20 protein-coding genes are annotated in these 19,845 nt (G+C 60.9%); 5 read left to right on the top strand and 15 right to left on the bottom strand.

The features are described from left to right. Positions 1-41 precede the first annotated feature (41 nt). Positions 42-1,409, top strand: coding sequence for an NAD(P)-dependent oxidoreductase (locus CRX69_RS05010; protein WP_107321645.1), 1,368 nt, complete (start codon positions 42-44; stop codon positions 1,407-1,409). Next, the gene (gene preA, locus CRX69_RS05005) at positions 1,410-2,684 is read left to right on the top strand and encodes an NAD-dependent dihydropyrimidine dehydrogenase subunit PreA (RefSeq protein ID WP_047230183.1); all 1,275 of its coding nucleotides are present in this window, start codon (positions 1,410-1,412) and stop codon (positions 2,682-2,684) included. A gap of 144 nt (positions 2,685-2,828) precedes the next feature. On the opposite strand, the gene CRX69_RS05000 is transcribed toward preA, so the two are convergent. Beyond that, positions 2,829-3,449, bottom strand: coding sequence for a TetR/AcrR family transcriptional regulator (locus CRX69_RS05000; RefSeq protein ID WP_047230182.1), 621 nt, complete (start codon positions 3,447-3,449; stop codon positions 2,829-2,831). Between the two features lie 206 nt (positions 3,450-3,655). Further along, positions 3,656-4,000, bottom strand: a complete 345-nt coding sequence (locus CRX69_RS04995; RefSeq protein ID WP_107321644.1) for a DUF6124 family protein — start codon at positions 3,998-4,000, stop codon at positions 3,656-3,658. Between the two features lie 860 nt (positions 4,001-4,860). Here CRX69_RS04995 and CRX69_RS04985 point away from each other — a divergent pair. Further along, positions 4,861-6,162, top strand: a complete 1,302-nt coding sequence (locus tag CRX69_RS04985; RefSeq protein ID WP_107321642.1) for an OprD family porin — start codon at positions 4,861-4,863, stop codon at positions 6,160-6,162. A gap of 226 nt (positions 6,163-6,388) precedes the next feature. On the opposite strand, the gene pcaC is transcribed toward CRX69_RS04985, so the two are convergent. The 10 genes from pcaC to pcaR all read right to left on the bottom strand — a co-directional run bounded on the left by pcaC (position 6,389) and on the right by pcaR (position 16,104). Beyond that, positions 6,389-6,781 (bottom strand): 4-carboxymuconolactone decarboxylase, encoded by a 393-nt coding sequence (gene pcaC, locus CRX69_RS04975; protein ID WP_047228308.1) that lies wholly within the window; start codon positions 6,779-6,781, stop codon positions 6,389-6,391. Between the two features lie 11 nt (positions 6,782-6,792). Further along, positions 6,793-7,593 (bottom strand): 3-oxoadipate enol-lactonase, encoded by an 801-nt coding sequence (gene pcaD / locus CRX69_RS04970; protein ID WP_107321640.1) that lies wholly within the window; start codon positions 7,591-7,593, stop codon positions 6,793-6,795. A gap of 12 nt (positions 7,594-7,605) precedes the next feature. Further along, entirely contained in the window at positions 7,606-8,970 is a 1,365-nt protein-coding gene (locus CRX69_RS04965; protein ID WP_107321639.1) for a 3-carboxy-cis,cis-muconate cycloisomerase, read from the bottom strand. 210 nt (positions 8,971-9,180) lie between these two features. Next, entirely contained in the window at positions 9,181-9,747 is a 567-nt protein-coding gene (pcaG, locus tag CRX69_RS04960; protein ID WP_107321638.1) for a protocatechuate 3,4-dioxygenase subunit alpha, read from the bottom strand. Between the two features lies 1 nt (position 9,748). After that, complete coding sequence (pcaH, locus tag CRX69_RS04955) at positions 9,749-10,453, bottom strand: protocatechuate 3,4-dioxygenase subunit beta (RefSeq protein WP_076386020.1); 705 nt, start codon at positions 10,451-10,453, stop codon at positions 9,749-9,751. 37 nt (positions 10,454-10,490) lie between these two features. Then, on the bottom strand, positions 10,491-11,696 hold the full coding sequence (pcaF, locus tag CRX69_RS04950; RefSeq protein WP_177513900.1) for a 3-oxoadipyl-CoA thiolase: 1,206 nt from the start codon (positions 11,694-11,696) through the stop codon (positions 10,491-10,493). Continuing rightward, positions 11,693-12,475, bottom strand: a complete 783-nt coding sequence (locus tag CRX69_RS04945; RefSeq protein WP_171061413.1) for a CoA-transferase subunit beta — start codon at positions 12,473-12,475, stop codon at positions 11,693-11,695. The genes pcaF and CRX69_RS04945 overlap by 4 nt, the downstream gene beginning before the upstream one ends. Further along, the gene (locus CRX69_RS04940; protein ID WP_047228315.1) at positions 12,472-13,329 is read right to left on the bottom strand and encodes a CoA transferase subunit A; all 858 of its coding nucleotides are present in this window, start codon (positions 13,327-13,329) and stop codon (positions 12,472-12,474) included. The genes CRX69_RS04945 and CRX69_RS04940 overlap by 4 nt, the downstream gene beginning before the upstream one ends. 293 nt (positions 13,330-13,622) lie before the next feature. Continuing rightward, on the bottom strand, positions 13,623-14,969 hold the full coding sequence (pcaK, locus tag CRX69_RS04935; RefSeq protein WP_047228316.1) for a 4-hydroxybenzoate transporter PcaK: 1,347 nt from the start codon (positions 14,967-14,969) through the stop codon (positions 13,623-13,625). A gap of 292 nt (positions 14,970-15,261) precedes the next feature. After that, a complete protein-coding gene (gene pcaR / locus CRX69_RS04930) occupies positions 15,262-16,104 on the bottom strand; it encodes a pca regulon transcriptional regulator PcaR (protein WP_092397150.1) in 843 nt (280 codons plus the stop codon). 562 nt (positions 16,105-16,666) lie between these two features. On the opposite strand from pcaR, the gene CRX69_RS04925 reads away from it, so the two are divergent. After that, a complete protein-coding gene (locus tag CRX69_RS04925; RefSeq protein WP_047228318.1) occupies positions 16,667-16,867 on the top strand; it encodes a hypothetical protein in 201 nt (66 codons plus the stop codon). A 362-nt stretch (positions 16,868-17,229) separates the two neighbouring features. Further along, the gene (locus tag CRX69_RS04920) at positions 17,230-18,705 is read left to right on the top strand and encodes an inorganic phosphate transporter (protein ID WP_047228319.1); all 1,476 of its coding nucleotides are present in this window, start codon (positions 17,230-17,232) and stop codon (positions 18,703-18,705) included. A gap of 256 nt (positions 18,706-18,961) precedes the next feature. On the opposite strand, the gene ccoM is transcribed toward CRX69_RS04920, so the two are convergent. The 3 genes from ccoM to CRX69_RS04910 all read right to left on the bottom strand — a co-directional run bounded on the left by ccoM (position 18,962) and on the right by CRX69_RS04910 (position 19,822). Next, a complete protein-coding gene (ccoM, locus tag CRX69_RS28105; RefSeq protein ID WP_025212288.1) occupies positions 18,962-19,078 on the bottom strand; it encodes a cytochrome c oxidase subunit CcoM in 117 nt (38 codons plus the stop codon). A gap of 146 nt (positions 19,079-19,224) precedes the next feature. Continuing rightward, positions 19,225-19,386: a hypothetical protein gene (locus CRX69_RS27655; protein WP_171061412.1), complete on the bottom strand. Its 162-nt coding sequence runs from the start codon at positions 19,384-19,386 to the stop codon at positions 19,225-19,227. Between the two features lie 94 nt (positions 19,387-19,480). Beyond that, complete coding sequence (locus CRX69_RS04910) at positions 19,481-19,822, bottom strand: hypothetical protein (protein WP_047228320.1); 342 nt, start codon at positions 19,820-19,822, stop codon at positions 19,481-19,483. Positions 19,823-19,845: the final 23 nt, after the last annotated feature.

The raw sequence follows: 19,845 nt of genomic DNA, 5'->3' as shown, positions 1-19,845 counted from the left end.
CCCACCAGAGGCAGCACCTCAAACACCGTGAGGCCAATTCCATGATCCAGCCCTTGAGTCACCTCCCCCATTCCCAGGAAGACCCGACCACCCTGGCCGCGCGTTTCAGCGACCTGGCGCCGCCGCTCAACCCACGACAGGCGCACCTGGAAGCATCCCGTTGCCTGTACTGCTACGACGCGCCGTGCGTGAACGCCTGTCCGAGCGAGATCGACATCCCTTCGTTCATCCGCAACATCCATCAGGACAACGTCCAGGGCGCGGCGCAGAAGATTCTCTCGGCCAATATCCTCGGCGGCAGTTGTGCCCGGGTCTGCCCCACGGAGATCCTTTGCCAGCAAGCCTGCGTGCGCAACAACGCTCAGGAGTGCGCGCCGGTACTGATCGGCCTGTTGCAACGCTACGCCGTGGACAACGCCCACTTCAGCGAACACCCGTTCAAACGCGCCGCCGCCACCGGCAAGCGCATTGCCGTGGTCGGCGCCGGCCCGGCAGGGTTGTCCTGCGCTCACCGCAGTGCGATGCACGGCCACGATGTGGTGGTGTTCGAAGCCCGGGAAAAGGCCGGCGGCCTCAACGAATACGGAATCGCCAAATACAAGCTGGTGGACGATTATGCCCAGCGCGAACTGGACTTTCTGCTGGGCATCGGCGGCATCGAAATCCGCCATGGGCAAAAGCTGGGCGAGAACCTCAGCTTGAGCGACTTGCATCAGCAATTCGACGCTGTGTTCCTCGGCCTCGGCCTGGCCGCCAGCAAACAACTGGGCCTGAGCGATGAACAGGCGCCGGGGCTGCTGGCCGCCACCGAGTACATCCGCGAACTGCGCCAGGCTGATGACCTTAGCCAGTTGCCGCTGGCCGACCGCTGCATCGTCCTCGGTGCCGGCAACACCGCCATCGACATGGCCGTGCAGATGGCCCGTCTCGGTGCCCGGGACGTCAGCCTGGTGTACCGGCGCGGCCTTGAGGACATGGGCGCCACCGGCCATGAGCAAGACATCGCCAAGGCCAATCAGGTGCGTCTGCTGACCTGGGCCCAACCGCAACAAGTGCTGCTGGACGAGGCCAGGAATGTGCGGGGCATGCGTTTCTCCCGCACCCACCTGGAGAACGGTCGGTTGGTCACCGGCGCCGACACCTTCGACCTGCCCGCTGACGGGATTTTCAAAGCCATTGGCCAGGCCTTCGATGACCACGCGCTGGCGGACCCGCTGGCCCGTGAACTCAAACGCCAGGATGGACGAATCCTGGTAGACGAGCATTTGCGCACCAGCATCGCCGGCGTGTATGCCGGCGGTGACTGCACCAGCCTGGACCAGGACCTGACGGTGCAGGCCGTGCAGCACGGCAAGCTTGCCGCCGAGGCGATCAACGCTCAACTCATGCTCAACGTGGAGGCTGCGTAAATGGCCGATCTGTCGATTGTCTTCGCCGGCATCAAAGCCCCCAATCCGTTCTGGCTGGCCTCCGCGCCGCCGACCGACAAGGCCTACAACGTGGTACGTGCCTTCGAGGCCGGTTGGGGTGGCGTGGTCTGGAAAACCCTTGGAGAGGACCCGGCGGCCGTGAACGTGTCGTCGCGTTACTCGGCCCACTTCGGCGCCAATCGCGAGGTGCTGGGCATCAATAACATTGAGCTGATCACCGACCGTTCGCTGGAGATCAACCTGCGGGAAATCACCCAGGTGAAAAAGGACTGGCCGGACCGGGCGCTGATCGTGTCGTTGATGGTGCCGTGCGTGGAAGAATCCTGGAAACGCATCCTGCCCCTGGTTGAAGCCACGGGTGCCGACGGTATCGAGCTGAACTTCGGCTGCCCCCACGGCATGCCCGAGCGGGGCATGGGCGCGGCCGTCGGCCAGGTGCCGGAGTACGTCGAGCAAGTCACGCGCTGGTGCAAGACCTATTGCTCGCTGCCAGTGATCGTCAAGCTGACGCCGAACATCACCGACATCCGCGTCGCTGCCCGGGCGGCCCATCGGGGCGGCGCCGATGCAGTGTCGTTGATCAACACCATCAACTCCATCACCAGCGTCGACCTGGACCGCATGGTCGCCCTGCCCATCGTCGGCAGTCAGAGCACCCACGGCGGCTACTGCGGCTCGGCGGTCAAGCCGATCGCGCTGAACATGGTCGCGGAAATCGCCCGCGACCCGCAGACCCAAGGCTTGCCGATCTGCGGCATCGGTGGCATCGGCAGTTGGCGCGACGCGGCGGAATTCATCGCCCTGGGCAGTGGCGCCGTGCAAGTGTGCACGGCGGCGATGCTCCACGGTTTTCGTATTGTCGAAGAGATGAAGGACGGTCTGTCACGCTGGATGGACGATCACGGCCACGCCAACCTGCAGGCATTTTCCGGTCGCGCGGTGGGCAACACCACCGACTGGAAGTACCTGGACATCAACTATCAAGTCATCGCGAAGATCGACCAAGCGGCCTGCATCGGTTGCGGTCGCTGCCACATCGCCTGTGAAGACACGTCCCACCAGGCCATCGCCAGCCTCAAGCAAGCGGACGGGACGCACAAATATGAAGTGATCGATGAAGAGTGCGTGGGCTGCAACCTCTGCCAGATCACCTGCCCGGTGCAGGACTGCATCGAGATGGTGACGGTGGAAACGGGCAAGCCGTTCCTGGACTGGAACCATGATCCGCGTAATCCCTACCATGTAGCGGTTTGAAGAAGCTGTGGCGTCTGGACTGACGCCATCGCGAGCAGGCTCGCTCCCACACTGGGTCGTGTCGTTCACAGATTTTGTGTACGCCAGAAATCCACTGTGGGAGCGAGCCTGCTCGCGATAGGGCCATCAGCCCCAACATACCTCTCAAGGCTCCAACCCAATCCCCCGCAAGATCACACTGGTCACCGTCTGCACCGCCCGTTCGAACTGCATGTCGGACAGTGGCTGGTGATCATTGAGGATGTTGATCTGGTGGTCGAAGTCGGCGTAGTGCTGGGTCGAGGCCCAGATCATGTAGAGCAGGCTTGAAGGCTCTACGGGGAGGATGCGTTTGTCCTCCACCCACTGGCGGATTTTTGCCTCTTTCATCTTGGCCCAGTCATAGAGGCTGGCATCCAGCGCCTGGCCCAGGGTCGGGGCGCCGTGGATGATTTCGTTGGCCCAGACCTTCGAGCCGTAGGGCCGGCTACGGGAGTGGTTCATCTTGGCGCGGATGTAACTGCTGAGCACCACCCGCGGGTCATCGAACATCTCGAAGCACAAGGCATCCTGCTTCCAGACCTCCAACAGATCGAACAGCACGGCGCTGTACAGCTCGCTCTTGGTGCTGAAGTAATAATGCAGGTTGGATCGGGGCAGTTGCACCTCGGCAGCGATGTCGGCCATGGCGGTGCCGCCGAAGCCCTTTTCGGCAAAGACCTTTTCGGCGGCCAGCAGGATTTTCTCGACGTTACTGCGACGAATCTCGATCTTGTGATTGCCCATGAGGGCTCCCTGACGACAGCGTTGGTCAAGACTAGCATTCACCCACTGTCGAAAACACAGGTGTTAACCATGTCTCCCGATGATCGTTCCCACGCTCCTGCGTGGGAATGCCGCCAGGGACGCTCCGCGTTCCGCTTCTGGCAGTGACGCAGAGCGTCACGGGATGCATTCCCACGCAGAGCGAGGGAACGATCAAACCGGCTGCGCTATGTCGACTGATGTGCTTCGACGTTATCCAGCGCACGGTTCGCCAGCAATCCGCTCAATTCGATCAATTGCTGGATGCCCAGGGCGATGTGGCGCCTGGGACCTTCCAGGTCGAAGGCCAAGTCACTGACCATGGCATTGGCCGAGGCCAGGTTTTCGCTGAGGTTGGCGAGCAGGGTTTCGGTGTCGACGCCATTGGCGACGGTGAACAGTTGGCCGGGATCGGCCTCGGGTTTGCTGGGTTTGGGCTTGAGGTAGTGGTCGAGGATGCGGTCGGCGGCTTTGTCGAACGCCTTGGAGTTGGATGGATCTGTACCGGGTGGGTTGGGGGTTACTTTGAACATAGGTGAATCTCCAAATCGAAAAATGGAGCCATCACTCTCGCTACCAAACGAAGGGTGGCGGCCATACGCGGGTTGGTAGACCGGTGACTTGGAGAACCGGCGCGTCCGAAAACGCCCTGCGCATGACCGCCATAAAACAGATACCAAAACGGACTGTATGACAGGGGCTATGCGTCAAGTCAAAAGCCGGGCTACCAAACCCGATCACTGATTCAATCAGCGACCCGGAAACGATAGAACCCTGCCCCCCAGGCGCACAAGCCGGCGGATTCTGGCGCAGTTGTAGGCAACGGCGCAAGACAACGTAGCCCGACCCCGAACGATCCTACATCTGGATAAACACAAACCCGTTTGGACCCGGCATAGGGTTAAACAACACACCCTCGCCACAAGAGCCTTCTTGTGTGATCGTTCCCACGCTCCTGCGTGGGAATGTCGCCAGGGACGCTCCGCGTTCCGCTTCTGGAAGGTGACGCAGAGCGTCACGGGATGCATTCCCACGCAGAGCGTGGGAACGATCAAAAACACCGGCGCTGCTTGTGGGAAAGCTTCTGTGGCGAGGGAGCAAGAGCTCCCTTAAGACTTCCAATCGCCAGCATTCGACTAATGTCTTAGACCAGTCATCGCACAACCAAGCACCCTCCCCGCTACTCTCAAACCACGCTTCGACACGGCGCCACGGCCTGCAATCTTGAGCTCGGCCAGCGCCAGCCATTGAAACGTCTCATTTTGAGCGCACCCGAGTTGGACAATTCCGATAATGGCCAGTTGACAACGAGGAGCAGCTTCCAAATAATCCACCTCATGTTGTACGACGACGTATGACAAATAAAAACAACAAAAAAGTAGGGAGCGTCATAGTGAGCACACGTGTCCGTTTTTCGCCCAACCCCCGTCAAAACCGCCGTACCTTTCTCAACGCCAGCCCCGCCCTGGTCCTTCTCGGTTGCAGCAGCCTTGCCGCGTTCCTGCCAATGACCGCCAGCGCCGAAGGCTTCGTCGATGACGCCAAGGTCAATCTCAACCTGCGCAACTTCTACATCAACCGCAACTTCACCAACCCGGCTAACGCCCAAGGCAAAGCCGAGGAATGGACCCAGAGTTTCATTCTCGACGCCAAGTCCGGCTTCACTCAGGGCACAGTCGGTTTCGGTATGGACGTGCTGGGCATGTACTCGCTCAAGCTCGACGGTGGTCGCGGCACTGCCAATACCGCCTTGTTACCGGTGCATGACGATGGCCGCCCGGCCGATGACTTTGGTCGCCTGGGTGTCGCACTCAAGGCCAAGGTGTCGAAAACCGAGTTGAAGGTGGGCGAATGGATGCCGGTGCTGCCAATCCTGCGCTCTGACGACGGTCGCTCCCTGCCGCAGACTTTCCGCGGCGGTCAGGTCACCTCCACCGAGATCAACGGCCTGAGCCTGTACGGCGGCCAGTTCCGCGCCAACAGCCCGCGTAACGACGCGAGCATGGAAGACATGTCGATGAACGGCCGCGGCGCGTTCACGTCCGACCGCTTCAATTTCGGCGGCGGCGAATACGCYTTCAACGACAAGCGCACTCAGGTCGGCGTCTGGTACGCGGAACTGTCGGACATCTACCAGCAAAAATATTTCAACCTGACCCACAGCCAGCCCATCGGTGACTGGACCCTGGGCGCCAACCTGGGCTACTTCATCGGCAAGGAAGAAGGCAGTGCCCTGGCGGGCGACCTGGACAACAARACCGCSTTCGCCATGCTCTCGGCCAAATACGGTGGCAACACCTTCTACGTCGGCCTGCAAAAACTCAGCGGCGACGATGGCTGGATGCGCGTCAACGGCACCAGCGGCGGCACCCTGGCCAACGACAGCTACAACTCCAGCTACGACAACGCCCAGGAAAAATCCTGGCAAGTGCGCCACGACTTCAACTTCGCCGCCGTCGGCGTACCGGGCCTGACCCTGATGAACCGCTACATCAGCGGTGACAACGTGCACACCGGCACCATCACCGACGGTAAGGAATGGGGTCGCGAAAGCGAACTGGCCTACACCGTACAAAGCGGTGCGTTGAAGAGCCTCAATGTGAAATGGCGTAATTCGACGATGCGTCGGGATTACAGCACCAACGAGTTCGATGAGAACCGGCTGATCGTCAGCTATCCGATCAGCTTGTTGTAAAAGCCAAACATGGGTGGAGGCTGTACCGGCGTCATCGCGAGCAAGCTCGCTCCCACAGGGGGATCAGTGTCGAGCATAAAATTTGTGCTCACTGAAGATCCAGTGTGGGAGCGAGCCTGCTCGCGATGGCGTCATCACATTCAACATCATCGCCAACTGACCCACCGCTTTCGCGAGCAAGCTTTGCTCCCCCAGTCTTGACTTCCACAGGGATTGGCGGTGGATCTCAAGCCCGTGATTCGACGCCCAGTTCATCCCACACCGACTCGGCCAAGTGGAAGGTGGCGTTGGCCGCGGGGATGCCGCAATAGATAGCACTCTGCATGATCACTTCCTTGATCTCGCTGCGGCTCACACCATTATTGGCAGCAGCGCGCAAGTGCAGTTTGAGTTCTTCGCTGCGGTTCATGCCGATCAACATGGCGATGGTGATCAGGCTGCGGGTGTGGCGCGGCAGGCCGGGGCGGGTCCAGATGTCGCCCCAGGCATGACGGGTGATCATCTCCTGGAATTCGCTGTTGAACTCAGTCAAGGCATTCAGGCTGCGGTCGACGTGGGCATCGCCCAGCACCGCGCGGCGTACTTGCATGCCTTCGTCGTAACGTTGTTTCTCGTCCACAAAATACTCCCTCAAGAACGACTGGAACCTAGCAGGAAAGCCAGCACCCGCTCGCTGAACGCGGCACCGGCCTGGACGTTGGACAGATGCGCGGCATGGAATTCGGCGTATTCGGCGCCGTTGACCCGCTCCTGGATAAAGTGCCCGCCCGACGGTGGGGTCACGGCATCTTCGGTGCCGGCGACCACCAACAGCGGCACGCGGATCGACGACAGCTGCTCGCGCAAGTCGGCATCGCGCACCGCCGCGCAGTTAGCCGCGTAGCCTTGGGGCGACGTGGCGGCGAGCATGTCGGTGATTCTCCTGACCTTCTCTGGATGAGCCTGGGCAAAGTCCGGCGTGAACCAACGAGCAATCGAGGCATCCCGCAGCGCGACCATCGCCGCCTTGCCATCACGCAGTACGGTTTCGATCCGCGGGTCCCATACGGATGGGTCGCCGATCTTGGCGGCGGTGTTGCACACCACCAGTTTGTGCAGCCGCTCACCGGCATTGATCCCCAGCCATTGGCCGATCAACCCGCCCATGGACAACCCACAGAAATGCACCTTGTCGATGTTCAGCTGATCGAGCATCGCCAGCACGTCGCGGCCCAGTTGTTCGATGCTGTACGGCCCTTCAGTCACCAAGGATTGACCGTGCCCACGCGTGTCGAAACGCAGCACGCGAAAGTGTTCACTGAAGGCGGCGATCTGCTCGTCCCACATGTGCAGGTCGGTGCCCAGGGAGTTGGAGAGCACCAGCACCGGGCCATCCTGCGGTCCATCGAAACAATAGTTCAGTTCGCCTTCGGCGAGTTTGACGAATCCCACAACAGTCTCCTTTCAGGCGTTCAAGGCAAGGTGTTCAGCCACCGCGCGCGCGACCCAGGTCTGGGCCTGGCCGAGGTAGTGGGCGGGGTCGAGCAAATGATCCAGCTCAGCGGCGGACAACTGCGCAGTGACTTGGGGCTCGTCCCCCAACACGCCCCGCAAATGACGCTGCTCCGCCACGGCGCGTTTGCAACATTGCTCCAACAGATGATGCGCGGTGTCGCGTCCGACCCGCTGGGCCAGGACGATGCTCACCGCCTCGGCCAGCACCAGCCCTTGGGTCAGTTCCAGATTGCGAGCCATGCGCGCCGCGTCCACTTCCAGACCTTCGGCCAGCAGCCGCGCCTGTTGCAGGGCGCCGGACACCAGGCAGCAGATCTCCGGCAAGGTTTCCCATTCGGCGTGCCACAGGCCCAGGCTGCGTTCGTGCTCCTGGGGCATGGCGCTGAACAGCGTCGACAGCAGGCCAGGGACTCGGGTCGCCGCACCGATCAGCACCGCCGCACCCACCGGGTTACGTTTGTGCGGCATGGTGGACGAACCGCCCTTGCCCGGCGCCGAGGGTTCGAACGCTTCACCGGCCTCGGTCTGCATCAACAAGCTGATGTCGCGGCCCAGTTTGCCCAGGCTGCCGGCGATCAACCCCAGTACCGAACCGAACTCAACCAGGCGATCGCGTTGGGTGTGCCACGGCTGCTCCGGCAAGCTCAATTGCAGCTCGGCGGCCAGGGCTTCGGCGATGGGCAAGGCCTGTTCACCCAGTGCGGCGAGCGTTCCGGAGGCACCACCGAACTGCAACACCAGCAAGCGCGGCTTGAGTTCATTCAGGCGCTGGCGGCTACGGGTAATGGCTCCCAGCCAACCGGCGATTTTCATGCCCAGGGTCACCGGTGTTGCGTGTTGCAACCAAGTGCGCCCGGCCAATGGCGTGGCGGCGTAGCGTTCGGCTTGGCGGGCGAGAATCGTGGCCAGTTGCACCAGTTCGCCTTCAATCAAAGCCAATGCCTGGCGCAGTTGCAGCACCAACCCACTGTCCATCACGTCCTGACTGGTAGCCCCCAGGTGCACGTAGCGCTCAGCCTCGGCGTCTTGCGCGGCAATGCGCTTGCCGAGGGCCTTGACCAGTGGAATCGCCGAATTACCCGCCGTGGCAATCGCCTCGCTCAACGCCGAAAAATCGTACAACTGCGCGTCACAGGCCTTCTCGATCGGAGCCACTGCGCTGACAGGGATCAAGCCCACCTTCGCTTCAGCCCGGGCCAGCGCCGCCTCGACATCGAGCATGGCCTGCACTCGGCCCGCATCACAAAACACCTCGCGCATGTGGCGGGTGGTGAAGTAGGCATCAAAGAGCTGATTACCCGGTCGTTCGCTCATAAAAAGTCCTTGGGTGTGCAGGTCTGCCGGCCTGACGCGGTTGGGTCAAAAGCTGCGACGTAAATACGTGGGTTGTCGCACATCCTATTCATCACCCGCGCAGGCCAACCCTACGCCTTCGGGTGGAACAGGGTCATCAGTATTTTGTACGACCCACGCCCCACCGTTGTTGCGGGGCTGGGCCAAGAGCCTTCGCCACACGGGTTTCAATCAGTAGTCGAAGAACACCGTCTCGGCATCCGTCCCCTGCAAAACCACGTTCCACTGATACACGCCCGAAGCATCGGGCTTGCTCACGATAGTGGCGCGACGTTCCTCGGGCACGCAGGCCAGCAGCGGGTCGGTTTCGTTGGCCTGCTCACCATCGAAGTAGATTCGCGTCAGCAAATGCTTGACCAGACCGCGGGCGAACACCAGCACGACAAGATGCGGCGCCTGGGTCGTGCCGCCAAGGCCCGGCACGGAGCCCGGCTTGATGGTGGTGAAACGAAAACGCCCTTCGGCATCCACCGGCACCCGGCCAAAGCCTTCGAAATTCGGGTCCAGGGGCTTGTCCTGGTCGTCTTCCGGGTGTGCGTATTTGCCGGCGGCGTTGGCCTGCCAGACTTCCAGCATCGCGTCATTGACGAATTCGCCGTTGCCGTCGATCACCTGCCCGGTGATCGCCACGCGCTGGCCGAGGGTTTTGGCGACGGTCAGGTCTTCGCGGTTCAGCCAGGTCAGGCCGATGTGGTAGTAAGGACCAACGGTGTGGGAGGTGGTGGCAGTGAGCGTCATCTTATTTCTCCATCGGCGTGGCATCGCGGCCGCGCAATACGATGTCCCAGCGATAACCGAGGGCGTAGTGAGGAATGGTTTTTTCCAGGTCGAAACGGGCGATCAGACGTTCCTTGGCGCTGGTGTCCGGCACGCAGTTGTAGATCGGATCGTAGGCCAGGAGTGGGTCGCCGGGGAAATACATCTGCGTCACCAGGCGCGTCAGGATGCTCGGGCCGAACAGTGAGAAATGGATGTGCGCCGGGCGCCAGGCATTGTGATGGTTGCCCCACGGGTAGGCGCCGGGCTTGATGGTCTGGAACTGGTACCAGCCATCGGCGTCGGTGACGGTGCGACCGGTGCCGGTGAAGTTCGGGTCCAGCGGTGCGTCGTGCAGGTCGCGGTCATGGTTGTAACGACCGGCGGCGTTGGCCTGCCAGATCTCCACCAGGATGCCAGGGACGGGTTGGCCATGCTCATCCAGCACGCGCCCGTGAATGATGATTCGCTCCCCCAGTGGCTCGCCGGCATGCTGGGCAGTCAGGTCGTTGTCCTTCTCCTGCAGGCGATCGGCACCTACGGTCGGACCGGTAATTTCCGACAGCGAATGAGGCAGGTACACCAACGGCTTTGAAGGCGAGCGCAGGTTGGTGGACTGGTACGGCGGGTGCAGGTACTCCGGTTGGGTGCCCGCTTGGGGGCGACGATAACCAGGCTTGTCAGTCATGAAGCATTCCTCGGTTTCTTATTAGTGGAACGACGTGTCAGACGCGTTCGATTGCCAACGCCAGACCCTGGCCGACGCCGACACACATGGTCGCCAGGCCTTTCTTGCCGCCGGTCTTTTCCAGATGATGCAACGCCGTCAGCACCAGCCGTGCTCCGCTCATACCCAGCGGATGACCGAGGGCGATGGCGCCGCCATTGGGGTTCACCTGCGGCGCGTCGTCCGCCAGACCCAGATCGCGCAGCACCGCCAGGCCCTGGCTGGCGAAGGCTTCGTTGAGTTCGATCACATCAAAGTCTGCGACCGCCAGGCCCAGGCGCTCAGTGAGTTTGCGCACCGCGGGCACCGGGCCGATGCCCATCACCCGTGGGGCCACGCCGGCACTGGCCATGCCCAACACTTTACCCCGAGGCGTCAGCCCGTGTTTCTTCACCGCTTCGGCCGAAGCCAGGATCATAGCCGCCGCGCCATCATTCACGCCCGAGGCGTTGCCGGCCGTGACGGTTTTGTCTGGACCGTTGACCGGTTTGAGTTTGCTCAAGGTCTCCAGCGTGGTGTCGGCGCGAGGATGCTCGTCCTGCTCGACCACGGTTTCGCCTTTCTTGTGGGCTACGCGCACCGGGACGATTTCCTCGGCGAAATACCCTGCGGCCTGGGCTGCCGCCGTGCGCTGCTGACTGCGCAAGGCGAGAGCATCCTGGTCTGCTCGGGACACTGCGTAATCATCGGCCACGTTATCGGCGGTCTGGGGCATCGCGTCCACACCGTACTGGTTTTTCATCAACGGGTTGATGAAGCGCCAGCCGATGGTGGTGTCTTCCAGTTTCATGTTGCGGGAGAACGCGGCATCGGCCTTGCCCATCACGAACGGTGCGCGGGACATCGACTCCACGCCGCCGGCGATGGCCAATTCCATTTCGCCGCTGGCGATGGCGCGGAACGCCGTGCCGACGGCGTCCATGCCCGAGGCGCAGAGGCGGTTGAGGGTTACGCCGGGAATGCTCTGCGGCAGGCCAGCCAGCAGCAGCGCCATGCGCGCCACGTTGCGGTTGTCTTCCCCGGCCTGGTTGGCGCAACCGAGAAACACTTCGTCCACGGCAGTCCAGTCCACCGATGGGTTGCGTTCCATCAGCGCCTTGATCGGCACCGCGGCCAGGTCATCGGCGCGCACCGCGGACAAACCGCCCCCGAAGCGACCGATGGGGGTTCGAATCGCATCACAGATATAAACGTCGCGCATCACGCTTCTCCCGGTGCCTGGCCGTGGGCCGCGGCAGTGCGAGCTTCCAGGTCGCGCAGTGCGCGCAGCTCTGTTTCGGTCGGCTCGGCGGTGGTTTGCACCTGGTCGGCAAAACGAATCGCCCAACCGGTGGCGGCAACGACTTGCTCACGGGTCACGCCGGGGTGCAGCGCAGTGACCACGAACTCATGGCTGCCGGCTTCCGGCTCCATGATGCACAAGTCGGTGATGATACCGACCGGACCTGCGCCCGGCAGACCCAGGCGTTTACGCGAATCCCCGCCCTCGCCGTGACCGACCGAGGTGATGAAATCCAGCTTGTCGACGAACGAGCGCGCCGACTGCTTGAGGATGATCAGCACGCTCTTGGCCGAACCGGCGATTTCCGGTGCACCACCGGCGCCCGGCAAGCGGACTTTCGGTTGATGGTAGTCGCCCACCACCGTGGTGTTGATGTTGCCGAACCGGTCGACCTGAGCTGCACCGAGAAAGCCGACGTCGATGCGTCCACCCTGCAACCAGTAGCGAAAAATCTCACCGGTGGGTACGACAGTGTCCGCGGTTTCAGCCAGCTCACCATCACCGATAGACAGGGGCAATACGCTGGGTTTGGCCCCGATCGGACCGGACTCGTAGATCAGCACGACATCCGGCGACGAGGTCAGCCGCGCCAGGTTGGCTGCCTTCGATGGCAGGCCGATGCCCACGAAGCACACAGCGTTGTTCTGCAATCGACGGGCTGCGGCGACGGTCATCATTTCATTGGTGGAGTACGTCATTATTTCACCTGCGAAGTGGCAGCCAGTCGGGCCTGGAATTCACTGAAATCTTTCGTTGCGTGGATGTATTCATTGATCCATGCGGTAAAGGTCTCACGGTCCCGGGCGATCGGATCCCAAGCCTGGTAGAAGCGGTTGTCACGTTCGGTGTAGCCATGCGCGTAGGACGGATGAGCGCCGCCCGGTACGTGGCACACCGCGCTCAGCGCCCAGGTCGGCAGCACGCAGGCGTTCATCGGTGCGTTGAGGTCATCGACAATTTCTTCCACGGTGACGATGCAGCGCTTGGCGGCCAGGGCGGCTTCTTTCTGCACGCCGAGAATGCCCCACAACAGGACGTTGCCCTTGCGGTCGGCTTTTTGAGCGTGGATCACTGTAATGTCCGGACGCACGGATGGCACGGCGGCCAGCACTTCCCCGGTGAAGGGGCAGGTCACGGTTTTGATCAACGGATTGACCTTTGGCAGGTCGGAGCCGGCGTAGGCCCGCAGCACCGCGAATGGCAGGCCCGAGGCCCCGGCGACGTAGGCATTGGCCAGGTCGGCGTGGCTGTGCTCTTCGATCTCCAGCGGCTGCGGCCATTGTTTTTCCACGGCATCGCGCAGCCGGTGCAGGGAGCCCACCCCAGGATTGCCGCCCCAGGAGAAAATCAGCTTGCGAGCACAACCGGCGCCGATCAACTGGTCGTAGATCAGGTCGGGCGTCATCCGCACCAGGGTCAGGTCTTTCTTGCCCTGGCGAATGATTTCATGACCCGCCGCCGTCGGAATCAGGTGAGTGAAGCCTTCGAGCGCGACGGTATCGCCGTCATTGACGAATTGCTTCACTGCGTCGTGCAGCGAAAGGATTTCAGCCATGGGGCAGGCTCCCGTTTTTCAGTAGACCAAGATGAAGAAAAAGGCGCGAGGTTAAGCGCCGGAGTGACTGAAGATTAAGCTCGGGGTGACAGCCAAACAATCCGATAATCGACTGAGTGTTCGTTTATCGAACAGATTGTTGTTTGGCTATCGATTTCCCAGACACCCTGATCCTGTGGGGGGCGAGCCTGCTCGCGATTGAGGTGGGTCAGTCAACACTTCTGCAAGTTGACCCACCGCTATCGCGAGCAGGCTCGCTCCCACCGGTCTGCCGCAAGGTTCAGATCATTGGCTCACGTCGCATCCGCATGACTGACCATGCCCTTGATCACCACCGCCGCAGTCGCCAGGGCCGCTGGAATGACCAGGGCGGTCAGGACCTGTTCGAAGTTCCAGCCCAGGCCCAACAATGTCGCGCCCATCCAGGCGCCGAGGATCGCGCCGAACCGGCCGATACCCAGCATCCACGAGACACCGGTGGCCCGGCCTTGGGTCGGATAGAACCGCGCCGCCAGCGACGGCATCGCCGATTGCGCGCCGTTGACGCACATGCCGGCCACCAGCACCAACGTGGCAAGCAAGGTAATGTTGCCCAGACTCTGCCCTACCGCGTAGGCGAATATCCCGGCCATCAAGTAGAAAATGCCGATGACTTTGTGCGGATTGAACCGATCCATCGCCCAACCCACCCCAACCGCGCTCAATACGCCGCCGAACTGGAACAACGCCCCGATAAACGCCGCCTGCTCCATGCTCGCGCCGCTGTCGCGCATCAGCGTCGGCAACCAACTGGTCAGCAGGTAAACAATTACCAGCCCCATGAAATAGGTCAGCCACAACAAGAGCGTCCCGGCGCTGTAGGTGCCGGAGAAAATCACCGCCAGCACGTTGCGGGCTTTAACGATTTTTTGTTCCGGCACACTGAAACTCGCCGCCTGGGCGACGGTGTGCGGATCGATCGGGGCCAGGGTCTTGCGCACCTTGTCCGTGCCGCGATTGCGCACCACCAGATAACGTGCCGACTCCGGCAACCAGAACACCAGCACCACCGCCAGGATCAACGGCAGGATCCCGCCGATCAGCAGCAGACTGTGCCAACCGAACGCCGGTATCAACTTGGCCGAGATAAACCCGCCACCGGCCATTCCCAGGTTGAAGCCGCAGAACATGCTGGTCACCAGCAACGACTTTTTACGCTCCGGGGTGTATTCCGACAGCAAGGTAGTGGCGTTCGGCATACCGGCGCCCAACCCCAGGCCGGTTAGAAAGCGCAGCACCAGCAATTGATCGATGTTGGTGCTGTAAGCCGATGCCAGGCTGAACGCGCCGAACAGCACGACCGCGCCTACCAGCACAACTTTTCGGCCGAAACGGTCTGCCAACGGACCGGAGCCGAGAGCTCCGAAGACCATGCCGATCAGCGCCGCACTCATGACCGGACCCAGGCTGGCCCGATCAATACCCCAGTCCTGGGAGAGCGCCGGAGCGATGAAGCCCATGGCCGCGGTGTCGAGGCCGTCGAGAAAAACAATCAGAAAGCACAGGATCACTACCCGCCACTGATAGCGCGAGATGGGTTGAGCGTTGATGAAGGACTGCACGTCGAGGCAATTGCCTACGGAGGTCTGGGGTTGGTTCATCTTGTTTTTATTCCACGCAAGAAAACGCAGGCGAACAGAGGCCCGGCAAATAAACCGCAAGGCTGCAAAAAAGGTGTTGGTTAGCGGGCGATCCGGGACAGACAGGTCGGTCGATCGTCAAGGTGAAGGCCGAGGAAGGTATACATGGCAGGTGTGCCTCTCATTATTATTGGGCCGCCATCCATCGGTCGAGCCAGGCTCGATCACGTCGGATGACGCTGCCGCGACATTAATGATCCGAGGCAAATACCGTCAATTCGTCAGAGGCGACTCTGTGCGTTTATCGAACAGCTTAAGTGAACAGTTGCGCGCTCAAGTCGCGGCTGGCTCCCAACAGCCCCGGCAGGAAGCGCTGTTCCAGTTCATTGCGGCTGACCCGCCCGGCATGGGTACTGACATTCAGCGCCGCCACCACCTGGCCGGAGGCGTCGTAGACTGGCACGGCAATCGAGCGCAGCCCCTGCTCCAGTTCCTGATCGACGATGCACCATCCCTGCTGCCGCACCTCTTGCAAACACTCCAGCAAAGCCTGGGGAGTGTGCAGGGTCCGGCTGGTCTTGGCCTGCAGGTCGGCATGGTCGAGGTAATCACGCAGGGAAGCGTCGTCCAGTGCCGCCAGAAGAATCCTGCCCATCGAGGTGCAATAGGCCGGCAGACGTCCACCGACGGACAGGTCCACGGATATCAACCGCTGGGTGGTGGCCGAACGGGCGATATAAAGAATGTCGTCGCCTTCAAGCGTCGCCATATTACAGGCCTCATGCAGCTGTTCGCTCATGCGATCCAGATACGGCTGCGCGGACACGGCCAGAGGCGTCGATGACAGATAGGCATGGCCCAGGGTCAATACTTTGGGCAGCAGCGAATAGGTTCGTCCGTCGGTGGTGGCGTAGCCGAGTTTGATCAAGGTATGCAAGCAACGTCTGACGGCGGCGCGGGGAATTTCCGTGCGGTGGCTGATCTGAGCGATGGTCAAGTGCCGCTTGCGCTCCTGGAACGCCTGGACCACGGCCAACCCTCGGGCCAGGGACGTCATGAAGTCCGGGTCACCGGTCAGGGCCTGGATGCGCTTGGCCGGCGAAGCAACGATGGGTGGCGCTACAGAAGCAAAGGCGTTGCGCAATTGGTCGTTCATATCTGGTCCTTCCCGGGGAATAGCGGCTATTACAAGCGGCTGCCCGCTGAGCAGACAAGGGCTGGCTGTCAGCACCGTTCGATTATCGAACCATCAACCGATAATCGCAATCAAGGCACCCTACCCCCCTCTTGCTTCTGTGTGAAGGGTTGATAAATAAGTAAGACGACACGAGTATTGAACGTAGTTCGCGCCAGCAGAGTGGATAGTGACATTGTCTGGCATTGCCTGAAACCTAATTGCCACAAGTTGCACATACAAATATTGATTCACACAACAACAGATTCTTTTAACTTTTCCCGATAGTGTTCTTCGGGCAGCCCGCTATAATGCACCACAGTGACGGTGCGGCAATCGACCGCTCCCGTCCGCAGGCATTGCAGGTTTCTATCCTGCGTGGTGCCGGCAGCCGGTGCCCGAAGCACCCGGATGGCGCTTCCCCGTATCGGCGGTATACGAAACTCCTGATGCTACGTCAGCTGTCAGCTCTGGTGCCGTGGCCGTCTGCATGTCTACATGCAGTGCGTATCACCAGATCCCATTCAATCCATTAGGTAATACTGTGACGAAAGACGAACTGCGCGCGGAACTTGAGCGCCAGGAACAACGTTACAAGGAAGTTTACGGCGGGGAAATCACCACCTACGCCGCGCAACCTGAACCGGAACGCAAACCCTGGCGTAAACGCGCCACCGTTCAGGACCAGGCCTTTACCCAGGAACTTCAGAAAATGGAACAGGAACTCAAAGCGGAAGAGCGGTAATGCTCAGCGCTTGATGTTCTTGTGAAGCGGTATCCGGCCGACACCCTGGCCGGCCCCGTACCGGACGCCCGCCATGAGCGGGCCGCCATTTCCCCGACAACGGTCGAGGAATTGCCTTGGCTTACCTTCTTTTCGGATTTTTCGCACAACCGCTTAAGGCTCTTGCAACGACGAGCGGCCCCTTGCCTGGCGCGTTTTCCGTTCCCGAATCAATGGCTTGCGCAACCCGCTAAAAGCCAGGGTTCGAAGGGGTGCCTGCAAATTATTTCGTTGAAGAATGTTACCGATGAGCAGGCAATGCATCGATTACCGAGGTTTTCTGGCATAATCGCGCCCCCTTACGACCGGGTCAGAAAACCTTCATGATCGATTTATTTAGCGGACTGGATGCTTGGGTGCTTGTGAGCCTCTTGCTCGCCCTGGCCTTTGTCCTCGCCTTCGAGTTCATCAACGGCTTTCATGACACCGCAAACGCGGTGGCCACTGTTATCTACACCAAAGCCATGCCGCCTCATCTGGCGGTGTTCTTTTCCGGTGTGTTCAACTTCCTCGGCGTGCTGCTGGGCGGTGTGGGCGTGGCGTATGCCATCGTTCACCTGCTGCCGGTAGAGCTGCTGATCAATGTGAACACCGGACACGGGCTGGCCATGGTGTTTTCGCTGCTCGCAGCGGCCATCACCTGGAACCTGGGCACCTGGTATTTCGGTATCCCAGCCTCCAGCTCCCACACGCTGATTGGTTCGATCCTCGGCGTGGGCCTGGCCAACGCGCTGATCAACGATATCCCGTTGGCCGACGGAGTGAACTGGCAAAAGGCAATCGATATCGGTGCCTCCCTGGTGTTCTCGCCCATGGCGGGCTTCCTGATTGCCGCACTGGTATTGATCAGTCTGAAGTGGTGGCGTCCGCTGTCGAAGATGCACAAGACGCCGGAACAGCGCCGCAAGATCGATGACAAGAAACACCCCCCGTTCTGGAATCGCCTGGTGCTGGTCATTTCAGCCATGGCCGTCAGCTTCGTCCACGGCTCCAACGATGGCCAGAAAGGTATCGGCCTGATCATGCTGGTGCTGATCGGTATCGTACCGGCGCAGTTCGTGCTTGACCTGAACAGCACCACCTACCAGATCGAGCGTACCCGCGACGCGACGTTGCACCTGAGCCAGTTCTACCAGCGCAACAGCGAATCGCTGGGTGAATATCTGGCGCTGGGCAAAAGCGTGAAGGGCGATCTGCCAGAGAAATTCCGCTGCAACCCACAGCAGACCGAGCCCACCATTGCGGCGCTGCTCGACACCCTCAAAGGCGTGGCGGATTACCAATCGCTGCCGTCGGAAAGCCGCATCGAGGTTCGCCGCTACCTGCTCTGCCTGGATGACACGGCGAAGAAGGTTGGCAAACTGCCAGGCCTGGCAGCTCGGGAAAAAGACGACCTGAACAAGCTGCGCAAAGACCTGACCGCCACCACCGAATACGCCCCGTTCTGGGTGATTCTGGCAGTCGCCCTGGCCCTGGGCCTGGGCACCATGGTCGGCTGGAAGCGTGTGGTGCTGACCATTGGTGAGAAGATCGGCAAGCAAGGCATGACCTACGCTCAAGGTATGTCGGCGCAAATCACCACGGCGTGCATGATCGGTGCGGCGAACATCTTCAGCCTGCCGGTTTCCACCACCCACGTACTGTCGTCCGGCGTGGCGGGCACCATGGTCGCCAACAAGAGCGGTCTGCAAGGTGGCACGGTACGGACCATCCTGCTGGCCTGGGTACTGACCCTGCCGGCGACAGTGGCCCTCTCGGCCGCGCTGTTCTGGCTGGCGTCCAAGGCCATCGGCAGCTGATATCAGCGGCTAATAAAAAAGGTGCGGTCCTGGCGGATCGCACCTTTTTTTATGCCCGGACACCTGACTACTGTGGGAGCGAGCTTGCTCGCGATGGCGCCGGGTCAGTCAACACATGTATCTACAGACATACCGCTATCGCGAGCAAGCTCGCTCCCACAATGGGCTTGTGTGGAACAGGGGAAATCTGCTCAAAAAAAAAAGGGCGACCGAAGTCGCCCAAAATGCCTTGCGTGCTCGTTGTAGCTGGAAAGACCTACGGCTTTTTGCGCTTGTGTGCATCTTTCCAGATGAATAATCCGAAGCCGGCGAAAAACACGAACATGAGGCCGACGGTCAACACTCCGGCAAACACCACATTATCGAAAAACATGACTGGCCTCCTGGTCTTGCCCCTGTTGCGATGGGTGCAAGTTAACCAATCAGGCCTGGATGAAAATTGACCGGGGTCAATAACGCTCGCGACGCGGCGAAAAGGAAGGGAAATAACTGATCTGTATCAATGGATAGAGGGGGGAGTCAGCGCTTTTTGGGTTTTTTCTTCGGTTTTTTCTGGGCTTTGCCCAATGGCATGGCTTGCTCAAAAGCCTGGCGGACTTCGTTAAGGCGTTTTTCGTTGAGGTCGTGAACGCGCTTGGCGCGCTCAGCACTGAGGTCGATCAGTTTGTCGTCTTGGCTCATGGCGTGTCGGCATCGTACGGTGAACTGCGGATGCTCTCATGATGAAGGCTGTCGAGCGGGTTGACCAGCCTACATGCGTCGACAAAAGCCTGGATCAGACCTGGATATCGACCCACAAGCCCTGACGCTCTTCCCCTTCCACCAACGGCACCACAGGCACGGTGTTATCGGCGTTCAGTTCAGTGCCCGGTACGGCCAGGTGCGCTTCGGGATCTTCGTCGGCTTCGCGGCGGCGCTTGTTGCGTTCCTGCTGGCGCTGTTGCTCCTCGCGCAGCAACAGAGCAGCCTCCTCAGGGTCGCGATTCTTCAGGTCGATGGTGCTTTCGTTGGAGCTTTGCTGCACCGGGACCACGGGCGGTATGTCCGGCCGCTGGCGGACCGGATCCTGTTGAGCGGTGATGGGTACGGCGCTCAAAGGGAGCATGGGTGGCAACATAAAGGTCTCCTGTCTTCAGGTTG

Origin of the sequence: Pseudomonas rhizophila (assembly GCF_003033885.1) — a bacterium.
In the GTDB taxonomy this organism is placed as follows: Bacteria; Pseudomonadota; Gammaproteobacteria; order Pseudomonadales; family Pseudomonadaceae; genus Aquipseudomonas; species Aquipseudomonas rhizophila.
Note: the sequence above shows the minus strand (reverse complement) of the source record. Positions and strands in the feature narration are given on the sequence as shown.